Here is an 18,383-nt window from a genome sequence, read left to right as displayed (position 1 = left end):
AGTGAAGGCCTCGATGTGGGTTTCATCGTGGCCTTTGCTCCAGTGCGGCGAGATGCCGTGCCGAGTGCCGCGCAGTAGGCGGGGGACCACCAGACACGGCCTAGGACTCTTCGAGGCGGGGGAAGAGGTTGGCGCCCTTGGTCAGGGTGGCGCCGGCGGGGAGCTGGCCCCAGGTGCCGGCGTCCTGGATGTGCTGGTCGTCGAGGGATCCGAGCTTCTCCTCGGCGCCGAGCAGGGTCCACAGCTTGGCGGAGGTCTTCGGCATGGTCGGGTTGTGCAGTACGGCGACCGCGCGGAGGGCCTCGGCGGCCGAGTAGAGGATGGTGGCGAGGCGGTCACGCTGGGACTCGTCCTTCGCGACCTTCCACGGCTCCTGCTCGGTGACGTAGCCGTTGATCGCGCCGACCAGGTCGTTGATCGCGGCCAGCGCGTCGTGGAACGCCAGCGTCTCGATCGCCTTGTCCGCGGTCGCCACGGTCTGGGCGAGCTTGTCCGCGAGCGCCTGCTCGGCCGGGCCGTGATCGGTCGGCTCGGGCAGGGCGCCGTCGTAGTACTTGCCGACCATCGCCGCGATCCGGCTGGCCAGGTTGCCCAGGCCGTTGGCGAGCTCGGAGGTGTAGACCGCGCTCAGGTGCTCCCAGGAGAACGACCCGTCCGAGCCGAACTGGATCGTGCGCAGGAAGTAGTACCGGAACGCGTCCGAGCCGAAGTGGTCGGTGATCTCGTGCGGCGCGATCGCGGTCAGCTTGGACTTGCTCATCTTCTCGCCGCCGACCAGCAGCCAGCCGTGCGCGAACACCTGCCGGGGTACGGCGACGCCCGCGGCCATCAGCATGGCCGGCCAGATCACGGCGTGGAACCGCAGGATGTCCTTGCCGACCAGGTGGACGTCGACCGGCCACAGCTGCTCGAACCGCTCCGGGTCGGTGCCGTACCCGGCCGCGCTCACGTAGTTCAGCAGCGCGTCGATCCAGACGTAGAGGACGTGCTCCTCGTCCCACGGGACCGGGATGCCCCAGTCGAAGGTCGACCGGGTGATCGACAGGTCCTGCAGGCCCTGCTTGACGAACGCGATCACCTCGTTCCGGGCGCTGGCCGGGGCGACGAAGTCGGGCTGCGACTCGTACAGCTCCAACAGCCTGTCGGCGTACGCCGAGAGCCGGAAGAAGTAGTTCGTCTCCGAGACCGTCTCCAGCTCGGTGCCGTGGATCATGCACCGCTGGGTGCCGTCCTCGTCGGTCAGGATGTCCGCCGGGAGCTTGAACTCCTCACAGCCGACGCAGTACAGGCCCTCGTACTCGCCCTTGTAGACGTCGCCCTTGTCGTAGAGGGTCTGCCAGAACTCGCGGACCCGCTCGGTGTGCCGCTGCTCGGTGGTCCGGATGAAGTCGTCGTACGCGATGTCGACGTCGACCCAGGCCGGCTTCCAGGACTCCTCGACCAGCTTGTCCGTCCACGCCTGCGGGGACATGCCCTGCGCCTCAGCGCTGCGCATCACCTTCTCGCCGTGCTCGTCGGTACCGGTCAGGTACCACTTCTGCTCGCCGCGCTGGGCGTGCCAACGGGTCAGGACGTCCCCGGCCACCGTCGTGTAGGCGCTGCCGATGTGCGGCGGAGCCGTGACGTAGTAGATCGGGGTGGTGACGTAATAGGCCTTCTCGGACATAGGAAAAGGGTAGTGCCGCGCGCCAGACCTATTTACCAGGGTCCCGGGCAGCGAGAACAGCGTCGTACACCGTCCGTTTCGGCACGTTGAAGCGCTTGGCGACGTCGGAGATGGCCTGCTTACGGGGTGTGCCGGCCTCCTCGTCGGTGGCGACCTCCCGGGCCAGGTCCTCCTGGGTCATCACCTTGTCCGGGTCCGCGCCCGCCACGACCACGGTGATCTCACCCCGTACGCCGTCCGCCGCCCACGTCACCAGCTCCGCGATCGGGCCCCGTTTGACCTCTTCGTACGTCTTGGTGAGCTCACGGCAGACCGCCGTACGACGCTCCGCTCCGAAGGCCTCCGCCATCGCCTCGAGCGACGCGGCCAGCCGGTGTGGGGCCTCGAAGAACACCATCGTCCGCGGCTCGTCGGCCAGCTCACCCAGTCGCCGGGCCCGCTCCCCCGGCTTCCGGGGCAGGAACCCCTCGAAGGTGAACCGGTCCACGGGCAGCCCGCTCAACGCCACCGCCGTCAGTACGGCGGACGGCCCCGGAACCGCGGTGATGTCGATCCCGGCCGCGATCGCCGCGGCCACCAGCCGATACCCAGGATCCGAAACGCTCGGCATCCCCGCATCGGTCACCACGACCACCGTCTGCCCCGCGGTCAGCGCGGCCAGGAGGTCCGGGGTCCGCTCCCGCTCGTTTCCCTCGAAGTAGCTGACCACCCGCCCGGCGATCACCACCCCCAGCTCCGACGTCAGCCGGCGCAACCGCCGGGTGTCCTCGGCCGCCACCACATCGGCCTCACCCAGCACCTTTCCCAGCCGAGGCGACGCATCCAGCACATCCCCGATAGGACTCCCAGCCAGCACCAATCGCCCGGTCACGGGCCCCATCATCGCAGCCCCGGACCGCACACCGGGGGTCAGTGCTACTGAGGGCTCCGTACCATGGCGGGCGTGACTGCTGCTTTCGAGGATGGGTCCGCCCAGTGGGAGGACGCCCGCGGCGGGCGTGAGACGCTCGGGCGGGACGTGCTCGGGAGACGGCTGCCGCCGCTGAAGGACCGGTTGTACCCGCCGATGCCGAGGGACTTCGAGGGCGGCTGGATCGCGACGCTGGCGATCACCGCGATCGCCGCGTTCCTGCGGTTCTGGAACCTCGGCGACCCGGTGAAGTTCGTCTTCGACGAGACGTACTACGCCAAGGACGCCTTCAGCCTGCTCAAGTTCGGCTACGCCCGGCAGTTCATCGACCAGCCGGAGGGCGCCGCGGACAAGGCGATCCTGGCCGGCAACCTGGACGTCTTCAAGGACACCCCGAGCCTGACCGTGCACCCCGAGGTCGGCAAGTGGATGATCGCCGCCGGTGAGCAGCTGTTCGGGATGAACACGTTCGGCTGGCGGTTCATGCCGGCCCTGTTCGGCACCCTGACCGTGCTGCTGGTGATCCGGACCGTCCGGCGGATGACCCGGTCCACCCTGATCGGCGCCGTCGCCGGGCTGCTGCTCGCGGTCGACGGCCTGCACTTCGTCATGTCCCGGGTCGCGCTGCTCGACATCTTCCTGGCGTTCTGGCTGGTCGCCGCGATCTCCTGCCTGGTCGCCGACCGGGACTGGACCCGGCGCCGGCACGCCGAATCCCTCGACACGCCGACGCCTGACGGCGAGCGCCGTACGCTCGGGCGCTGGTTGCTCATCCGCCCGTGGCGGATCGCGGCCGGGGTCTGCTTCGGCCTGGCCCTCGGCACCAAGTGGTCCGCGGTCTGGGTGATCGCCGGTTTCGGCATCCTCGTCTTCGCCTGGGACTTCGGTGCCCGGCGCGCGCTCGGCGTCCGGCACGCGTTCGTCAAGTCGGCGCTGGTCGACGGCATCCCGGCGTTCCTCAGCATCGTCCTGGTCGCCATCGTCACCTACACCGCGACCTGGACCGGCTGGCTGCTGCACGACAACGCCTACGACCACGACTACGCGTCCAAGAACCCGGCGCACGGCGTGATGAAGGTCGTCCCGGACGACTTCCGGTCACTGATCCACTACCACCAGGAAGTCCTCGCCTTCCACACCGGCGACTACATCAAGAACGCCACCCACCCGTACGCCTCGAACCCGGCCGGCTGGCCGATCATCGCCCGGCCGATCGGGTTCGACGCGGTCAACGACATCAAACCCGGTACGGCGGGCTGCACCGCGCCGGCCGGGACGAACTGCCTGTCGGTGATCTCCGCGCTCGGTACGCCGCTGCTGTGGTGGGGCGGCGCGCTGGCGTTGATCGCCGCACTGGTCTTCTGGATAGGTCAGCGGGACTGGAGATTCGGCATCCCGATCGTCGGCTACGTCACCTGCTGGGTGCCATGGTTCGCCTTCGACGACCGGCCGATCTTCTTCTTCTACGCCGTCACGATGATCCCGTTCACGGTGATGGCGCTGGCCCTCGTGCTCGGCAAGATCCTCGGCCCGGCCCGGACCGCACTCGGCCAGGCGACACCACGCCGGCTGATCGGCAGTGCGGTGGTCGGCGCGTTCGTCGTCCTGGTCGTGCTGAACTTCGCCTACATCTGGCCGATCCTGACCGACAAGGTGCTGCCGCACCCGGACTGGCTCAACCGGATGTGGTTCAAGTCCTGGATCTAGTCCTAGTGGCCTAGCCGGCCGTGGCCCTTGTTCTTGTTCTTGTGGCGTTTGGACGACTTCTGGCCGCCGACGCCGCCGAACAGGGCGAGGCCCTTGACCACGACGGTCGGGGCGTTCGGGTCCGGGTCGTCGCCGCCGCGGACCCCGAAGCCGCCGAAGATGCCGACGCCCTCGCTGCGGACGGCGACCGCGTCCGGGACCGTGATGTCGATCCCGCCGAAGATCGCGAACGCCCACACCGTCACCTCGCGGCCCTCGAACACCGCGTTCGTCATGTCGAGGTCGTGGCCGCCGAAGATCGCGACCGCGTTGGTCCGGCGCCGGACCCGCCACCGGCCGGTCCGCTCGCCGCCGCCGAAGACTGCGAAAATGGTGTCGAAGCTGTCCGACGGGTTGGCCGGCTCCTCGATCGGCACCGGGCTGTTCGACGGCGCGGGACTCGCGGCCGGCATCGCCTGCTGCGGTACGACGAGATCCTGCGTGATCGGCTCGAGTTCGCCCAGTGTCCTGGCCTGCAGGGTCTGCTCGAGCCGCTCGGCATGCTCGTCCTGCGTCAACCGTCCCGACATCAGGGCATCTCGCAGTACGTCGACCACCCGGTCACGATCGGTGTCAGACGCACGCAGATGCGCATGCGGATGCGGGCGCTCGGGCAGGTTTTCCATAAGACGGAACAATAGCCCCGTCAGCGTCGTACCCGCAGGGCAAAAAGCACCGCGATCAGGGTGATCGACGCGAAAGTCAGGGCCGTGCCCGGGTATCCACCGAGGCCGAGGCCCAGGCCGCCCAGCGCGGCGCCCAGGAAGGTGCCGAGACTCATCCCGGCGGCGTTCACACTGAGCGCCGAACCACGGAGGTCGCCACTGCGCCGGACCAGCAGCGTCGTCACGCAGGCAGCGACGGTTGCGTGGCTGGCGCCCATCAGCGCGGTCAGCAGCAGGGTGAGCGGGAGCGTCGGCGAGAAGTAGAAGGCCGCGACGCTGGTGAGGGCGACGGCGAGACCGATCAGGAGCATCTTCTCGGGGCCGATCCAGGGACGCTCGAGCGCGATGTAGCGCCCGGCCAGCAGGTTGCCGAGGAAGAAGGACGCACCGCTCAGCGACCACACCAGCGCGAACCAGCCCGGCGCGAGGTCGAACTTCTCGTCGTAGAACGCGGCCAGGTAGGCCAGGTAGCCCATGAATGCAGCTGTCCGCAGCATCGCGACCACGAGCAGTGGCAGCGCGCCGGGAACCCGGGCCAGTTCCCGGTACGTCGCCAGGTAGCTCATCCGCCGGCCGCCGTCCGCCCGGAGCGGCGCCTTCCGCCCGCGGCCGCGCCAGAAGAACGCGGCCGACAACGCGAGTGAGACAGCCGACGCGGCGAGCAGGTTGCCCCGCCAGCCCCACACCATCCCCGGTACGGCGAGCAGCGGTGCAGCCAGCATCGCCATCGCCGACGTGGTCGCGGACACCAGTGTCGCCGCCCGCCCGGCAGCCGCCGGCGACGTGAACCGGTCGGCCGCGGCGGCGCCGATCGACGGCGCGAGGATCGAGGTTGACGCGCCGATCAGCAGGCAGAACGCGGCCAGTGCGAACACGTTGCCGATGGCACCCAACGCGGCCGAGATCCCCAGCAGCGCGAGACCTCCGGCGGCCACCAGTTCACGCGCCATCCGGTCGATCAACGGCGCCAGCGAGAACCCGACCACCAGCGCCGCCAGACCACCGAGCCCCCGCAGCCCGCCGATCTCCGCCACGTTGCCGTCCGCCGCCGCCGCGATCGGCACCAGATACATCCCGAACACCGTGAACGGAATCAAACTCACCGCAGACGCCAGCAAAAACGGCCACAACCGCCGAGCCATCCGCAAATCCCCCGGCACCTCCGCCCCCGCGCTACGCGCGGCGGCGGAGCTGGGAGATGGGGAGGAGCCGGCGCTCAGCACGGCACTGGGGCGAGGACTGGCGGCAGGCGCGGGATTCGGGGTACTGCTGCTCATGTGTCCGTCCTGGGGTAGCGGTAGAGGCTGCTCGGGCGGGAGCTGAATTGGGAGAAGGGGAAGGGTTCGGCGGAGAGGGCTGTGACGCCGGAACCGAGGAAGGACCGGATCACGGCGCTTCCGGTCTGAGCATAGACCGCCAGCGGCTTCTCTTGCTGACGGCAACGATCGAGGAGGACGTCGAATGACCCGTTGGACAAGGTCATTCCGGTTGCCACGACAGCGTCGGCGGCGTCGATAACCTCCGTCATGTCGCGGGAAACCGGCAGCCCCGACGCGGTCTCGCGCAGGTTGAAATCACACGGCAGACACACTCCGCCGCGCGCGGTGATCGCGTCGACGAGCGGGTTCACCACGCCGATCAACGCGACCTTGGTGCCCTCGGCAACATCCAGCAACCCGGCGACGGCGGCATCCCGGGCCCGCGCCCGCACGTCCGGCGTACCGGCGGGCAGCACGATCTCCTCGGCCAGCGGCGACGCGTGATGCGGCTCGACCGCGGCCAGGTAGGCGTCCAGCGCCGCGATCCGGACCGGCACGGCAACCCCGTCCGAGGACAACAGGTCCTGAATCGTCAGCCCCGAGGTGTCAGCGCAGTACGACGGATCGAGCTCGCCCGCCTCGAACGAGCACGCACCGAAGACCTCGCCGACCCGGAGCAGCACGTAGTAGTTCCGATAGGTGACGTCCGCACCGGGCAACCGGGTCGTGTGGTGCAACCAGAAGGCACTGGTGACGGACAACTCAGCAGGACGAACACCGAGTGAGCCGGAGAGGACGGAGGAGGTGAGGGCGGTCACGGATGCGGTCATGGGGCCTCCCGGCCTGGACTGAGGAGCGGAGGGAGCGAAGCGACTGAAGCGACGAGGGAAGGCCGGGAGCCAAGGCCCCATGACCACGCCGGTGCCGGAGGCCCGGCCAAAAGCACAGTCATGGGAGATCGGAGAGCCTTTCGGGGTCGTATGTCAGGGCGGACAACTCGGGACGACCCGCGGGCTGGAAGCAGTACAGGAGCGAGCGGCGATCGGAGGCGGTCCGGTTCGGCGCCGAGCGGTGCACCATCAGCCCGGGGAACATGAGGACCGACCCGGCCGGCGCCTCCACCGTGACCGCGCGGGACGCGTCGACGGCGAGCGGATCCACCAGCAGGCCGGTCGGGTCCAACGGATCCCGGCGGACCGGACCCTCCGCGGGACTCCCCGGAATCAACGTCATCGCACCGTTCGCGACAGTGTTGTCGTCCAGCATCACGATCGCGGTCGCGATGTCGTACGCCGCCGGCCCGGCACAGCAGTACCAGTACGGAAAGTCCTGGTGCCAGGCGAACTCCGAGCCGACCCCGGCCCGCTTGAAGTTTAGCTTGGCCACGAACCGCCCGGCCGTCGCACCGATCAGCGAACTCATCGGCGCAATCAGCCGCGGCTCGTCCCACAACGCCTCCAGCGCCGGATGCAGTTGCGACACCGGGGACAGACTGCGCACGGCCTTCCCCGGCGCGTCCGACTCCCAGTGGACCGTTGTCCCGCGCACCTTCTCCAGCCGGTGCCCGTCCGGCCAGACTGTCACGTCGGTCTCCCCGGACTCGGCCGCCTGCACGACGCCCGCGTGCACCTCTTCGACCACGTCCCGCAACCGCTCCACTTCCGTTGCCGCGAACAACTCAGGCAGCAGCACATACGCCATGCAGATTCCTTCCCCGCCCCGCCGCCCCAGTCAGGCACACACCCAGACTAATGCGACGGCGTCGCAGATGGGAACTCCTCGCGCCGGGCCAGCGCCGAATCCCGCCGGTCCCACGACATCGCCGACCACGGCACCGCGAGCTCGTCCAGCGAGTCGATCTCCCGCGGCCGCATCGACGCCATCGGCCGCGCCTCGGCATGACGGGCAAAAGCCGACTCGACGTACCGCGTCCCGGTGTCGGCGGCCAGGAAGACGTGCTTGCGGCTGCTGTCGCAGTTGTGCTCCCACAGCGCCGACAGGTACGCCGCTCCGGCCGAGAGCCCGGCGAAGACTCCAGAGGTCCGGAGCAGGTCCACCGCCGCCGACATCGCGTAGTCGAACGACACCCAGTGCAGCCGGTCGTACAATTCGTGCCGCACGTTCCGGAACTCGATCGAGCTGCCGATCCCGGCGATGATCATCTCCGGATCCTGGGTGTGCCCGGCCCCGAACGTGATGCTGCCGAACGGCTGAACCCCGACCAGATTGACGTCGCGCCCGCGATTGCGCAGGTACTCCGCGATCGCACCGGTCGACGCACCGGTCCCGACCCCGCCGACCAGACACAGCGGCCCGGTCGGCACCACGTCGTTCACCAGGTCGGCCACCGCGCCGTACCCGAGATAGTGGATGTCGTCGTGGTACTGCTGCATCCAGTGGTACGTCGGGTTGTCGCGCAGGATCTCGCCGATCCGCCGGACCCGGAGGTTCTGGTCCAGCTGCAGGTTGTTCGACGACGGCACCTGTTCGACGGTCGCGCCGAGGATCTCCAGCTGGATCCGCAGCGTCCGGTCGACGGTCGTGGAGCCGACGATGTGGCACTTCATCCCGTACCGGTGACAGGCCAGCGCCAGCGCGTGCGCGTAGATCCCGCTCGAGCTGTCGATCAGCGTGTCGCCGGTGCGGACGGCGCCGGTCTCCAGCAGGTGGCGTACGGCGCCGAGCGCGGAGTACACCTTCATGGTCTCGAACCGCAGGCAGATCAGGTCGTCCCCGGATGCGGCACCGACCCGGATCGGGTCCGGGTCCTTGATCGCTTCCGCCAGGTGGTCGTGCAGTCGCGTCATCGGCGCGGTTCGCTCCTCGTGTCGGCACAGGTGGTCAGCACGGGCGGAGATTCTGGGGTGTGTCCGATCCGCGCGGCCCTCACCAGCCGCTGGGTCAGCTCGGATGCCGGCGCGGTCATCACGCTCGCGGGTGGACCGTGCTCGACCACCCGGCCGGCGTCGATCACCAGGACCTGGTCGGACACCGCCGCGACCAGGCCGAGGTCGTGGCCGATCCAGACCAGCGCGGTCCCGCGCTCCCTCAGCTCGGCGAGCAGTTCGACGACGAGCGTCGTACCGCGGTCGTCGAGGGCTGTGGTGATCTCGTCGCAGACCAGTACGTCGGGGTGCGCGAGGACAGCCCTGGCGAGTGCGGCGCGTTGCAACTCACCGCCGGACAGCCGGCTCGGCGGCCGGGCCGCGGTGATGGCCGAGACGCCCAGCCGTGCCAGGGTCGAGACCGCTTCGGCGTGGGCTTCCTTGAAGGCGAGGCCGCGCAGGCGTTGGGCTGTGCGCGCGACCTGCTGGTCCACCGGACGGCGTTCGTCGAACGAGCCGCGGACCTCCTGCCAGACGTACTGGACTCGGCGGTTCTGTTCCAGCGATCGCTTCCGCAGGACGGGCAGTTCATCGCCGTCCAGGAGAATCCGGCCCGTGAAGCGCTCGTGCAGGCCGGCCAGGCAGCGGGCGAGCGTGGTCTTGCCGCTGCCGGAGCGACCGACGATGCCGACGCATTGCCCCGGCCTGACGGCGAGGTCGACGTCCTGCAGGATGGGATCACGGCCGCGCGGGCGCAGCGACGCCGACAGGTTCATTGCCTGGAGCAACGGTTTGCCCCGGCTCGGCGTTCCCAGCGGCCGCAGTTCGAGCGCGGCCGGGAGCACCTCGGGACCACCGGAGTCGATCACCTGCCCGGCGGACAATACGACGACGTGCTCGGCCAGCGACCGGACGAGGTCGAGGTCGTGGCTGAGCAGCAGGATGCCGAGCCCACTCGTCGCCAGATCCTCCAGCTCGATGACCAGTTGCAGCCGGGTGATCGAGTCCAGGCCGGTGCTCGGCTCGTCCAGCACCAGGACCTTCGGCCGGCAGGTCAGCGCCTGCGCCAACGCGGTCCGCTGCCGCTGCCCACCGGAGAACTGATGCGGAAATCGTCGCAGCGTGGCGCGATCGTCGGGGAGCTGCGCCGCTCGCAACGCCTCCGGCACAACGTCCTCGCCCGGGCGATGCAGGCGCTCCAGCTCCTGCAAGGTCTTGCCGATCCGGCGCGCGGGGTTGAGTGCGCTGCCGGGATGCTGAGGCATGTACGCCACCACCCGGCCGCGGACGGCGGACGCCGCAGCCGTCGGCCCGTTGCCGTTGACAACCACCTGGCCGTCGACCTCGACCGTACCCTCGAGCCGCACACCGTTCCCGTGCTCACCGAGCAAGGCAAGAGCGGAGGTGGTCTTGCCCGATCCCGAGGCACCAACCAACGCCGTCACCCGCCCGGGCCACACGTCGAACGAGACGCCGTCGACAAGAACCGACGACCCGGCGCTCGCCGCGAGGTCGCTCACGCGAACCAGCGCGCTCATCTGCTCACCTCGACCAGGCGGCGGGACCGGTGCACGAGGCGGTCGGCCAGCAGGTTGAAGCCCAACGTGAAGGACACGAGCATCAAGGCAGGTGCGATCACCGCCCACGGCTGGAGCAGGAGCCCTTCACGGTTCCGCGACACGCTGACCGCCCAGTCGGGGGCGGTCGGGCTCAACCCGAGGCCGAGGAAGTTCACCGAGGCGACGAGAAAGACGGCCAGGGTGATGCGGGTACCGATGTCGGCGGCAACCGGGCCCAGTACGGCGCGACCGACGTACCCGAGGTGGATGCCGAACCAGCTCTCCCGCTGCATCCGGAGCGCCTCCACGACCGGTCCGCTGGCCGCGTCGAGGGCGGCCGCGCGCACGAGTCGGGCGACGGTCGGAACGTTGACCATGGCAACGGCCAGGGTGATCGCGAACGCCGACGCCCGCCAGCCGACGGCGACCACGCTGATCACCAGGAGGGACGGCAACGGCAGCAGGACATCGAGCGGCCGGATCAACACTTCGTCGAGCCAGCGGTGCCGGGTGGATGCCGACGTCAGCCCGATGAGGCCGCCTACGAGGTAGGCGATCAGGACGGCACCGAAGGCCATCCCGAGCGCGGTCCGACCGCCGTTCAGCAAAAGTTGCAGCACATCCCGCCCGAGCCCGTCGGTGCCGAGCGCTCCCTCCGAGGAGTAAGGAAGGCCGGGCGCGGCCCGGAGCTGGATGAGCGGGCCGAGGGCGGCGACGAGGAGCGGCACGACGACCAACCCAGTCGACACCGCCACCGGGATGCTGGCCGCCAGCATCCCGGACCGCGTGCGGGCCGCACGCACCCCGGACCGCGTCCGCGCGGCCGAAGCGCCGGACCGCACTCGCGCTCTCATCGGAGCAGCTCCGTGCGCGGGACCAAGCGGTTGCAAACGAGGTCGGCGCCGAGGTTGATCACCAGTGCCGCGACCGCGAGCACCAGCGTCAGCCCCTGCACGACCGGCACGTCCCGCGTCTCCACCCCGTCAACGAGCGCCGTCGCGAACCCAGGGATCGCGAAGATCGCCTCCACCACCAGAACCCCGCCCAGCAAGGTGTCTCCGGTCCGCGCCAACTCCTGCACCCCCGGCACGGCCGCGTTCGGCAGCACATGCCGCAGCAGCAACCGTCGCCGCCGAACCCCGAGCCGCCGAGCCTGTACGACGTACTCCGCCTGGAGGGCCGTGATGGTTCCGGCCCGGACCTGCCGGGACAGCAGACAGACCGTCCGCCCGAGCAGCACCGCGACCGGCAGCACCAGCAACACGGGGCTGGCGAGCAGATCACCACCGATCCACGTCGCCGGCAGCCACCCGAGTTTCAGCGAGAACACCGCCACCAGCAGCACCGCGATGACGAAGTCGGGGATCGCACTCAACGCCAGCGTCACCGAGGTGATCGCGCGGTCCAGCCGACCGTTCTCGCGCGTGCCCATCACGATGCCAAGGGCAACGGCCAGGGGGACCACGACCGCCAGGGTGGCCAGCGTGAGCACCAGCGTCGCGCCGACCGAGTCCTTGACGATGTCGATCACCGGTCCGCCGCTGATCAGCGACGTACCGAGGTCTCCCGTCAGCACGTTGCCGAACCAGTGCGTGAACCGTTCGACCGCCGGCTGATCCAGTCCGAGCTGCGCGCGCAACTGATCGACCTGCGAAGGTGTCAGCGTCTCGGTGAACCGCATCTCTGCCGCGTCACCGGGAAGCAGCGCGGTCAGGACGAAGACGAGAACGGACAGTACGGCGAGCTGGACGACGGCGAGTGCGGCGCGTTGCGCTGCGTACGACCGCATTCAGGCCAGCCACACCTTGTCGAACCGGCCCGAGTCCAGGGTGTTCGGCGGGACCGCCTGCACGCCCTGCACCTTGGCCGACACGGCGACCAGGTAGTCCGGCAGGCCCCAGGCGATGATGCCCCCCTCGTCCCGGAGCGTCTTCTGCAGTTCGCCGTACTTGGCCGACCTCGCCGCCTCGTCGGTCAGCACTTGGGCGGCCGCGAACGCCGCGTCGAAGGCGGACCGGCGCCAGTGTGTGACATTGAACGGCGACTTGGTCAGCAGCCGGTCGGTGACGTACTGCGGGATCGGCATCGCACCGGACCGATGGTTGCCGATGACACCCTTGGTGAGCAGGTCCTTCGCATAGGTCTGCGGACTGCCGGTGGTGACCTTCAGCTTCACCCCGGCCTCGCCGACCTGCTCGGCGAACAGCGTGGCCGCCTCGACGAACCCGGCCGACGCGTCGGCGGTGAAGATCTCGATCTCCTTGTTCACCAGACCGGCCTTCTTCAGCAGCGCCTTCGCCTCGTCGACGTTGCGCTCCCGCTGCGGCAGGCCGTCCGGGTAGTACTGGTAGCCCTTGCCGAACAGGTCGTTGCCGACGGCACCACGACCGGCGAGCACCACGTCGACGAGCCGCTGCCGATCGGCCAGCAACTTGAAGGCCATCCGCACATCCGGGTTGTCGAACGGCGGCTGATCGCACTTCATCACGAACGCCTGCATCGTGCTGGCCTTCGCCGCGACGATCCGGACCGTCTTGCCGGCTTCCGCCGTCCGGGCGAAGGTCGCGGTCATGTCGTTCGCGTACTCGGCCTGTCCACCCTGTACGGCGTTCGCCCGAGCCTCCGCATCGGCGGACAGGATGTGCAGTTCGTCGATCCGCGCCGGGTCGTCCCAGTAGTCGTCGTACCGGCTGGCGACCATCGACCGGCCGGCGTCGAACGAGACGAACCGGAACGCACCGGTGCCGATCGGCCTGGTCGGGTCGGTGAAGCCGTCGCGGACGATCTGGGTGCCGATCCCGGCCAGCAGCGCCGGGAACTCGGCGTTCGGCGCGGACAGGGTCACCTCGACGGTGCGTGGGTCGATCGCCTTGCTGCGGCGCAGATCCAGGGTGGCGAGTGACGACTGGGCGACGCGTTCGGGGACCTTCGGGTCGGCGATCCGGGCGAGGCTGTAGAGCACGTCCTCGCTGGTCAGCTTGGCGCCGTCGTGGAAGGTCGCGTCCCGGAGCATGAACCGCCAGGTCGTCGCCTGCGCGTCGCTCTCCCACTTCTCCGCCAGCCGCGGCACGGGCTTCAGGTCGGGGCCGAGCTCGACCAACTTCTCGTACATCGCCTTGTGCCGCGCGATGTCGACGAACAGGCTCTGGACGTGCGGGTCGAGCACCTCCTTCGCCCCGCCGCCGGCGTACACGGCCCGCAGCCGCCCACCCTGCGTGGGCTGGGCGGCTGCCTGGCCGTCCGATCCACACCCGGTCAGTGCCGCCAGTCCCAGTCCACCGGCCAGCCCCAGGAATCCTCGCCTGTTCAGAGCATCGGACATGCGCGTTTCCTTCACGGTAGAGGTCCCGACGAGGTCGCCGTCGGGGAGAGATCCTGCCGTTAATGAAAATCGTTGTCAAATTCAGCGCGCATCCGAACGAGACGAGTTCATTCTTTCCGGCTCACCCACCTCCTGCGCTCCGTGACGGCGTGTCACCAGCCCTTACCTCCGAGTACCGGGAGTCACCACCGGTTTCGCGGCCTCAGGCCGCCGGAACAGCCCGGACGCCGGCCAGGGCGTTGCTCCAGCTGACAACCTGGTCGAGCATCGCGTGCAGCGCGGGCTCCTGGTACTCGGCCGGGGCGAATTCGCTGTAGTTCTTGAAGTCCGTGGCCAGCGACAGGGTGACCTGATTGCGTACGTCGGCGACCTTGAGCTCACCCATCACCAGCCGCAGGTGCTCGACCGCACGGGCGCCGCCGACCGCGCCGTAGCTGACGAAGCCGGCCGCCTTGTCGTTCCACTCCTTGAACAGGAAGTCGATCGCATTCTTCAGCGCGCCGGAGGTGGAGTGGTTGTACTCCGGGGTGACGAAGACGAACCCGTCGAAGCTGTCGATCGTCCGCGCCCAGGCCAGCGTGTGCGGCTGGGTGTACTGCCCCATCGACGGCGGGATCGCCTCGTCCAGGTGCGGCAGCTTGTAGTCGGCGATGTCGATCAGGTCGAACTCGGCGTCACCGCGCTGCTTGGCGAGGTCCAGCGCCCACTTGGCCACGGCTTCGCCGTTCCGGCCGGGGCGGGTGCTGCCGAGGATGATCGCGATCTTGGGCATGACAGTTCCTTCGGAAGGAGGGAGCCCGCAGGCTGTTTGATGATGCGTCACCAAAATAGCGTTTCGAGATGACATGTCAACTCGTTCATCGGAACTCTCTCCTGCCGAGACGGCGAGAGGAAGGGGGAGGAAGGAAGGAAGGAGGGAGGGAGGGGGCGCGCCGGAGGGCCGGAGGGCCGGAGGGCCGGAGGGCCGGAGGGCCGGAGGGCCGGAGGGCCGGAGGGCCGGAGGGCCGGAGGGCCGGAGGGCCGGAGGTGACTACTCGTCGCAGTCCGCGGACGCGCAGGGGTCCGCGGGGATCTTCGCGACGATGCGGTCCAGCAGGCCCGCGAGCTGATCCTGCTCCTCGCGGCTCAACTGCTCGAAGAAGTACGTCCGGACCGCGTCGACGTGATCCGGTGCGGCCGCGTCGATGGCTTTGCGGCCCACGTCGGTGAGGCGGACCATCGAGCCGCGGGCGTCGGAGACGCACTCCTCGCGGCAGACCAGGCCACGCTTCTCCATCCGGCTGACCTGGTGCGACAACCGGCTCCGCTCCCAGCCCACCGACCGGCCGAGATCGCGGGTCCGCAGGACCCCTTCCTCGGCGACGGACAACGGGTGCAGCAGGGCATAGTCGGCGCCGGACAGACCGGAATTGCCGATCAGCCGGCTCTCCAGCGCGCGCATCAGCTCGCGGTACGCGTCACGGTACGACTGCCACAGACGCGCCTCGCGCGCGTCCAGCCACCGTGGTTCCGTCATTCAACCATCATACGGACTTCTGTTGACATATCACCGAGTACGACGCTCAGGGCGTGCGCGACAGGGCAACGGCCAGCCCCACGGTCCCGGCCATGATCAGCAGTTCGACGACCGCCAACCGCCGGAAGGCCGCCGGATCCCCCGCCGCGAGGTCCGGGAGGGTCGTCCGCCGATGCCACCAGCCGACCGTGACGAGGACGGCGAACGCGACCGTCTTGGCGAAGACCAGAGCGCCGTACCCGCTCGTCACCCACTGCGTGATCAGGCCCCAGCCGTCTTCCCGGTCGCCGAGGTGGATCTCGCCCGTCAACAGCCCGGTGACGCCCACCGCGATCGCGCAAACCAAGGCCAACCGGCTGAACTGCTCAACCGCGTGCCGCTCCCGGGCATAGCGCAGTACGGCGCCGAGACCGCCGATCCATGCGGTTGCCGCGAAGACATGCACGACCAGAGAACTGGTCGCGAGGACCGACCAGAAGCCGGTGCGGTCGATCGCGCCGTGACCGGTGAGCAGCGGCCCAGTCAGCGCCGCCGCGGTCAGGACGACGGCGAAGCGGGCTCCTCGGGTCGTGCGGCAGCCGCTCAGGATCACAGCCAGGATCGCCGTGAGTACGACGGCGACCGCGAGTGCCCTGACCTGGTCGAGCTCGCCCGCCGCGGACGCGTGGTCGGCGAGGTGGGACAGCGGGATGCCGAGGATCACAGCCGCGGACGTGACCAGTCCGCCGATACTCGCTACCGCCCACACACCGGCCGCAACCGCCGCGTCTTGACACGCTCGCAGCGCTTGCGGACCGAGCTTCCCATCAGTTGCCGGAAGCAACAGTACGACGGCCAGCAGCGCACCGCCGGTCGCGATGGCAGCCGCGTCCGCAACGAAGCGCAGGATCGGAACCGACCAGGACAAAGGCATTCCGGCGCCGATCAGCCCTTCGGGTGGTCGCTGCGGCGCACCACCCGCGGCGGCCAGGGCAACGACCATCACCACGATGCCGACCGTAACCATCCCGGCGGCGAGCACCCAGCCCGACCGTCGGTCGCTCCCCTGCCCCGCGCTGACCGGACTGGGCGAGCCGGCGCTCATTGGGAGGCCGGACGGCGACGGACGATGACGACGGCCAGGGCGACGACGACCAGCATGACGAGGAACATGGCGACGATGGTGACCGCGTTCGAACTGCCCTCGTCGGCGGGTGTCGTGGTGCCGGCCGGCTGGGTTGCCGGGTGGCCGGCGTGGGTGACGGTGAAGGAGCCGGTGACGGTGATCGGGTGACCGTCGGCGGACACCACCCGGGCGTCGACCTGGTACCGGCCGGCCTCGATCATCGCTCCGACCGGCTGGGTCACCTTGTTGTCGAGCACCTGCACGTCACCGGTGGCGACGTTCTTCCCGCTGGGTGACTTCACCTGGACCTGGGTGCCGTTGCTGCCGACCGGTTCGCTGAAGGTCAGCGCCACCTGGGTCGGCGGCGCGGCCATCGACGACCCGTCGGCCGGCGTCATCGACTCGAGTTTGGCGTGCGCCGCCGCCACCCCGGTGGAAACCACCAGGGCGAGCAGCGACGCCACCAGAACAGCAATCAATCGACGCACGGTTACGACTGTGCCTTCGTCGTACCGGCATCGGCAACGGGTGCGGCCTTGCGTGGCCGCAGGCCGAAGGCGAGTCCGAGCAGGCCGACCGCCAATCCACCCGCGCCGAGCCAGCGCGCCACCGGGTCGGACGAGTCCGTGCTCTCGGCGGTGGTCGCGGCGACCGGGGTGATCGCGGCGGCCAGCTTCAGCGTAGGTGCCGGGTGCTCCGGCGCGTCGGCGCCGTCCTTGGCGGCCTCGGCCCACTTGACCACCTCGCCGTCGCTGTACGTCTGGTCGGCGGGGAAGCTCAGCGCGTCCACGCCCTCGGGAATCCGGCCGACCGACAGCGCGAACTCGTCGAAGTCGTTCGGCGGGATGCCTGCGCCGGTGGCGGTCCAGGTGACCGTCGTGACCGCCTCGGACAGGTTGACGTCGCCGACCTTGACCGGCGCGGCCAGCTTCTCGGTCTTCTTCTCCACCTTCCACCCGTCCTTCACCAGGGCCCCGACGTGGGCGAACGGGTGGTCCTTGGGCAGCGAGACGACGAGCTTGGTGGTGCTGGTGGTGTCGGACTCGGTCGGGACCCGGAAGACCAGCTTGGCGTACCCGCCGGGCTTGGCGTCCGGCGACGACACCGTGACATGGGCCGACGCCGAGGTGGCGGCACCGGCCAGAACGAGCGTGGACGCCGCGGCGATCGCGGCGGCACGCAGGACGAACCTCTTGGACATGAAGGACCTTTCGCGGTCACACGAGTTTCACCGGACCGCGATGCGACGCGGGCCGGTCAGGACGGAACTGGGATCACTCGGGTGAGCGGCGGTCCACGCCGGGAGACATTCGCAGTCAGCCACCGTTGCAGCAGTCGGGGCTGTGCGGGTGCCGAGAGCAGTACGGCGGCGTACCGCCGTACCGGGACCAGGACGGGAAGGACCGGCAGCAGGCGCGCGAAGATCCGCAGGACGCGGTAGATCCACTGATGGGCCTGGCTGATCGCCAGGACCCCGGCGAGGAGGACCGCCAGGTGGGCCGCGGTCATGAACAGACTGCCACCGATCCCACGATGCATCGTCTCGTGCCCGGTGTGCGCTGCATCCAATGTGACGTGGACGAAGAGCTGCACACCGGCGAGGACAAGGCCGGACAGCAGGCGTTCGCCGGCGAGGTACTCACCGAGCAGCCAGCACACTCCAGTCAGAGCCAGCAGCGGTGCGACCACCCTGAACGGCACCGGCCCACCACCCGCGAGCACATGGCCGACCACCGCGATCACGACGCTCAGCGCCGCGACCACGGAGGTCGCTCTGCTCTCCGCGGGCATGCTGTCCCCTCAGGTGCCG

The 18,383-nt window shown here is 69.5% G+C and carries 18 protein-coding genes; 1 reads left to right on the top strand and 17 read right to left on the bottom strand.

Features of this window, described 5'->3' with window-relative positions:
- Positions 1-100 precede the first annotated feature (100 nt).
- Both metG and rsmI read right to left on the bottom strand, forming a co-directional pair.
- Positions 101-1,666, bottom strand: a complete 1,566-nt coding sequence (gene metG / locus ACGFIF_RS31630) for a methionine--tRNA ligase (RefSeq protein ID WP_393159592.1) — start codon at positions 1,664-1,666, stop codon at positions 101-103.
- 28 nt (positions 1,667-1,694) lie between these two features.
- The gene (gene rsmI / locus ACGFIF_RS31625; RefSeq protein WP_393159590.1) at positions 1,695-2,546 is read right to left on the bottom strand and encodes a 16S rRNA (cytidine(1402)-2'-O)-methyltransferase; all 852 of its coding nucleotides are present in this window, start codon (positions 2,544-2,546) and stop codon (positions 1,695-1,697) included.
- 186 nt (positions 2,547-2,732) lie between these two features.
- Between rsmI and ACGFIF_RS31620 the strand changes: the two genes are divergently transcribed.
- Positions 2,733-4,283, top strand: coding sequence for a dolichyl-phosphate-mannose--protein mannosyltransferase (locus ACGFIF_RS31620; RefSeq protein WP_393159735.1), 1,551 nt, complete (start codon positions 2,733-2,735; stop codon positions 4,281-4,283).
- Between the two features lie 2 nt (positions 4,284-4,285).
- On the opposite strand, the gene ACGFIF_RS31615 is transcribed toward ACGFIF_RS31620, so the two are convergent.
- The 15 genes from ACGFIF_RS31615 to ACGFIF_RS31545 form a co-directional block, all read right to left on the bottom strand.
- Positions 4,286-4,948 carry a DUF1707 domain-containing protein gene (locus ACGFIF_RS31615; RefSeq protein ID WP_393159589.1) on the bottom strand — a complete coding sequence of 221 codons (663 nt, stop codon included), beginning with the start codon at positions 4,946-4,948 and terminating at the stop codon, positions 4,286-4,288.
- Between the two features lie 20 nt (positions 4,949-4,968).
- Positions 4,969-6,129, bottom strand: a complete 1,161-nt coding sequence (locus ACGFIF_RS31610) for an MFS transporter (RefSeq protein WP_393159587.1) — start codon at positions 6,127-6,129, stop codon at positions 4,969-4,971.
- A gap of 131 nt (positions 6,130-6,260) precedes the next feature.
- A complete protein-coding gene (locus ACGFIF_RS31605; RefSeq protein ID WP_393159585.1) occupies positions 6,261-7,076 on the bottom strand; it encodes a Rossmann-like domain-containing protein in 816 nt (271 codons plus the stop codon).
- Positions 7,077-7,194: 118 nt separating this feature from the next.
- On the bottom strand, positions 7,195-7,947 hold the full coding sequence (locus ACGFIF_RS31600) for a phytanoyl-CoA dioxygenase family protein (protein ID WP_393159583.1): 753 nt from the start codon (positions 7,945-7,947) through the stop codon (positions 7,195-7,197).
- Between the two features lie 47 nt (positions 7,948-7,994).
- Positions 7,995-9,053: a pyridoxal-phosphate dependent enzyme gene (locus ACGFIF_RS31595; RefSeq protein ID WP_393159580.1), complete on the bottom strand. Its 1,059-nt coding sequence runs from the start codon at positions 9,051-9,053 to the stop codon at positions 7,995-7,997.
- The gene (locus tag ACGFIF_RS31590) at positions 9,050-10,609 is read right to left on the bottom strand and encodes an ABC transporter ATP-binding protein (RefSeq protein WP_393159577.1); all 1,560 of its coding nucleotides are present in this window, start codon (positions 10,607-10,609) and stop codon (positions 9,050-9,052) included. The genes ACGFIF_RS31595 and ACGFIF_RS31590 overlap by 4 nt, the downstream gene beginning before the upstream one ends.
- Positions 10,606-11,484 (bottom strand): ABC transporter permease, encoded by an 879-nt coding sequence (locus ACGFIF_RS31585; protein ID WP_393159575.1) that lies wholly within the window; start codon positions 11,482-11,484, stop codon positions 10,606-10,608. Before ACGFIF_RS31585 ends, ACGFIF_RS31590 begins: the two co-directional genes overlap by 4 nt.
- Positions 11,481-12,419, bottom strand: a complete 939-nt coding sequence (locus ACGFIF_RS31580) for an ABC transporter permease (protein ID WP_393159573.1) — start codon at positions 12,417-12,419, stop codon at positions 11,481-11,483. The genes ACGFIF_RS31585 and ACGFIF_RS31580 overlap by 4 nt, the downstream gene beginning before the upstream one ends.
- Positions 12,420-13,952: an ABC transporter substrate-binding protein gene (locus tag ACGFIF_RS31575; RefSeq protein WP_393159571.1), complete on the bottom strand. Its 1,533-nt coding sequence runs from the start codon at positions 13,950-13,952 to the stop codon at positions 12,420-12,422.
- A 202-nt stretch (positions 13,953-14,154) separates the two neighbouring features.
- Positions 14,155-14,724 (bottom strand): NADPH-dependent FMN reductase, encoded by a 570-nt coding sequence (locus tag ACGFIF_RS31570; protein ID WP_393159569.1) that lies wholly within the window; start codon positions 14,722-14,724, stop codon positions 14,155-14,157.
- A 258-nt stretch (positions 14,725-14,982) separates the two neighbouring features.
- A complete protein-coding gene (locus tag ACGFIF_RS31565) occupies positions 14,983-15,468 on the bottom strand; it encodes a MarR family winged helix-turn-helix transcriptional regulator (RefSeq protein WP_393159567.1) in 486 nt (161 codons plus the stop codon).
- A gap of 46 nt (positions 15,469-15,514) precedes the next feature.
- Entirely contained in the window at positions 15,515-16,450 is a 936-nt protein-coding gene (locus ACGFIF_RS31560) for a copper resistance D family protein (RefSeq protein WP_393159733.1), read from the bottom strand.
- Positions 16,451-16,548: 98 nt separating this feature from the next.
- A complete protein-coding gene (locus ACGFIF_RS31555) occupies positions 16,549-17,061 on the bottom strand; it encodes a copper resistance protein CopC (protein WP_393159565.1) in 513 nt (170 codons plus the stop codon).
- Positions 17,062-17,063: 2 nt separating this feature from the next.
- Complete coding sequence (locus ACGFIF_RS31550) at positions 17,064-17,774, bottom strand: YcnI family protein (protein WP_393159563.1); 711 nt, start codon at positions 17,772-17,774, stop codon at positions 17,064-17,066.
- A 56-nt stretch (positions 17,775-17,830) separates the two neighbouring features.
- Entirely contained in the window at positions 17,831-18,364 is a 534-nt protein-coding gene (locus ACGFIF_RS31545) for a hypothetical protein (RefSeq protein WP_393159561.1), read from the bottom strand.
- Positions 18,365-18,383 lie beyond the last annotated feature (19 nt).

This window comes from Kribbella sp. NPDC049174 (assembly GCF_043197365.1).
Taxonomy (GTDB): domain Bacteria; phylum Actinomycetota; class Actinomycetes; order Propionibacteriales; family Kribbellaceae; genus Kribbella.
The sequence above is the reverse complement of the archived record's forward strand: the minus strand, read 5'-3'. Positions and strand labels throughout refer to the sequence as shown.

Coding starts and splice junctions, on each gene's coding strand:
- ACGFIF_RS31595 (WP_393159580.1), bottom strand. CDS start 9,053: ATGACGCGACTGCACGACCACCTGGCGGAAGCGATCAAGGACCCGGAC.
- ACGFIF_RS31615 (WP_393159589.1), bottom strand. CDS start 4,948: ATGGAAAACCTGCCCGAGCGCCCGCATCCGCATGCGCATCTGCGTGCG.
- ACGFIF_RS31565 (WP_393159567.1), bottom strand. CDS start 15,468: ATGACGGAACCACGGTGGCTGGACGCGCGCGAGGCGCGTCTGTGGCAG.
- metG (WP_393159592.1), bottom strand. CDS start 1,666: ATGTCCGAGAAGGCCTATTACGTCACCACCCCGATCTACTACGTCACG.
- ACGFIF_RS31560 (WP_393159733.1), bottom strand. CDS start 16,450: ATGGTCGTTGCCCTGGCCGCCGCGGGTGGTGCGCCGCAGCGACCACCC.
- ACGFIF_RS31620 (WP_393159735.1), top strand. CDS start 2,733: ATGCCGAGGGACTTCGAGGGCGGCTGGATCGCGACGCTGGCGATCACC.
- ACGFIF_RS31605 (WP_393159585.1), bottom strand. CDS start 7,076: ATGACCGCATCCGTGACCGCCCTCACCTCCTCCGTCCTCTCCGGCTCA.
- ACGFIF_RS31610 (WP_393159587.1), bottom strand. CDS start 6,129: ATGGCTCGGCGGTTGTGGCCGTTTTTGCTGGCGTCTGCGGTGAGTTTG.
- ACGFIF_RS31570 (WP_393159569.1), bottom strand. CDS start 14,724: ATGCCCAAGATCGCGATCATCCTCGGCAGCACCCGCCCCGGCCGGAAC.
- ACGFIF_RS31580 (WP_393159573.1), bottom strand. CDS start 12,419: ATGCGGTCGTACGCAGCGCAACGCGCCGCACTCGCCGTCGTCCAGCTC.
- ACGFIF_RS31585 (WP_393159575.1), bottom strand. CDS start 11,484: ATGAGAGCGCGAGTGCGGTCCGGCGCTTCGGCCGCGCGGACGCGGTCC.
- ACGFIF_RS31600 (WP_393159583.1), bottom strand. CDS start 7,947: ATGGCGTATGTGCTGCTGCCTGAGTTGTTCGCGGCAACGGAAGTGGAG.
- rsmI (WP_393159590.1), bottom strand. CDS start 2,546: ATGGGGCCCGTGACCGGGCGATTGGTGCTGGCTGGGAGTCCTATCGGG.
- ACGFIF_RS31590 (WP_393159577.1), bottom strand. CDS start 10,609: ATGAGCGCGCTGGTTCGCGTGAGCGACCTCGCGGCGAGCGCCGGGTCG.
- ACGFIF_RS31545 (WP_393159561.1), bottom strand. CDS start 18,364: ATGCCCGCGGAGAGCAGAGCGACCTCCGTGGTCGCGGCGCTGAGCGTC.
- ACGFIF_RS31575 (WP_393159571.1), bottom strand. CDS start 13,952: ATGTCCGATGCTCTGAACAGGCGAGGATTCCTGGGGCTGGCCGGTGGA.
- ACGFIF_RS31550 (WP_393159563.1), bottom strand. CDS start 17,774: ATGTCCAAGAGGTTCGTCCTGCGTGCCGCCGCGATCGCCGCGGCGTCC.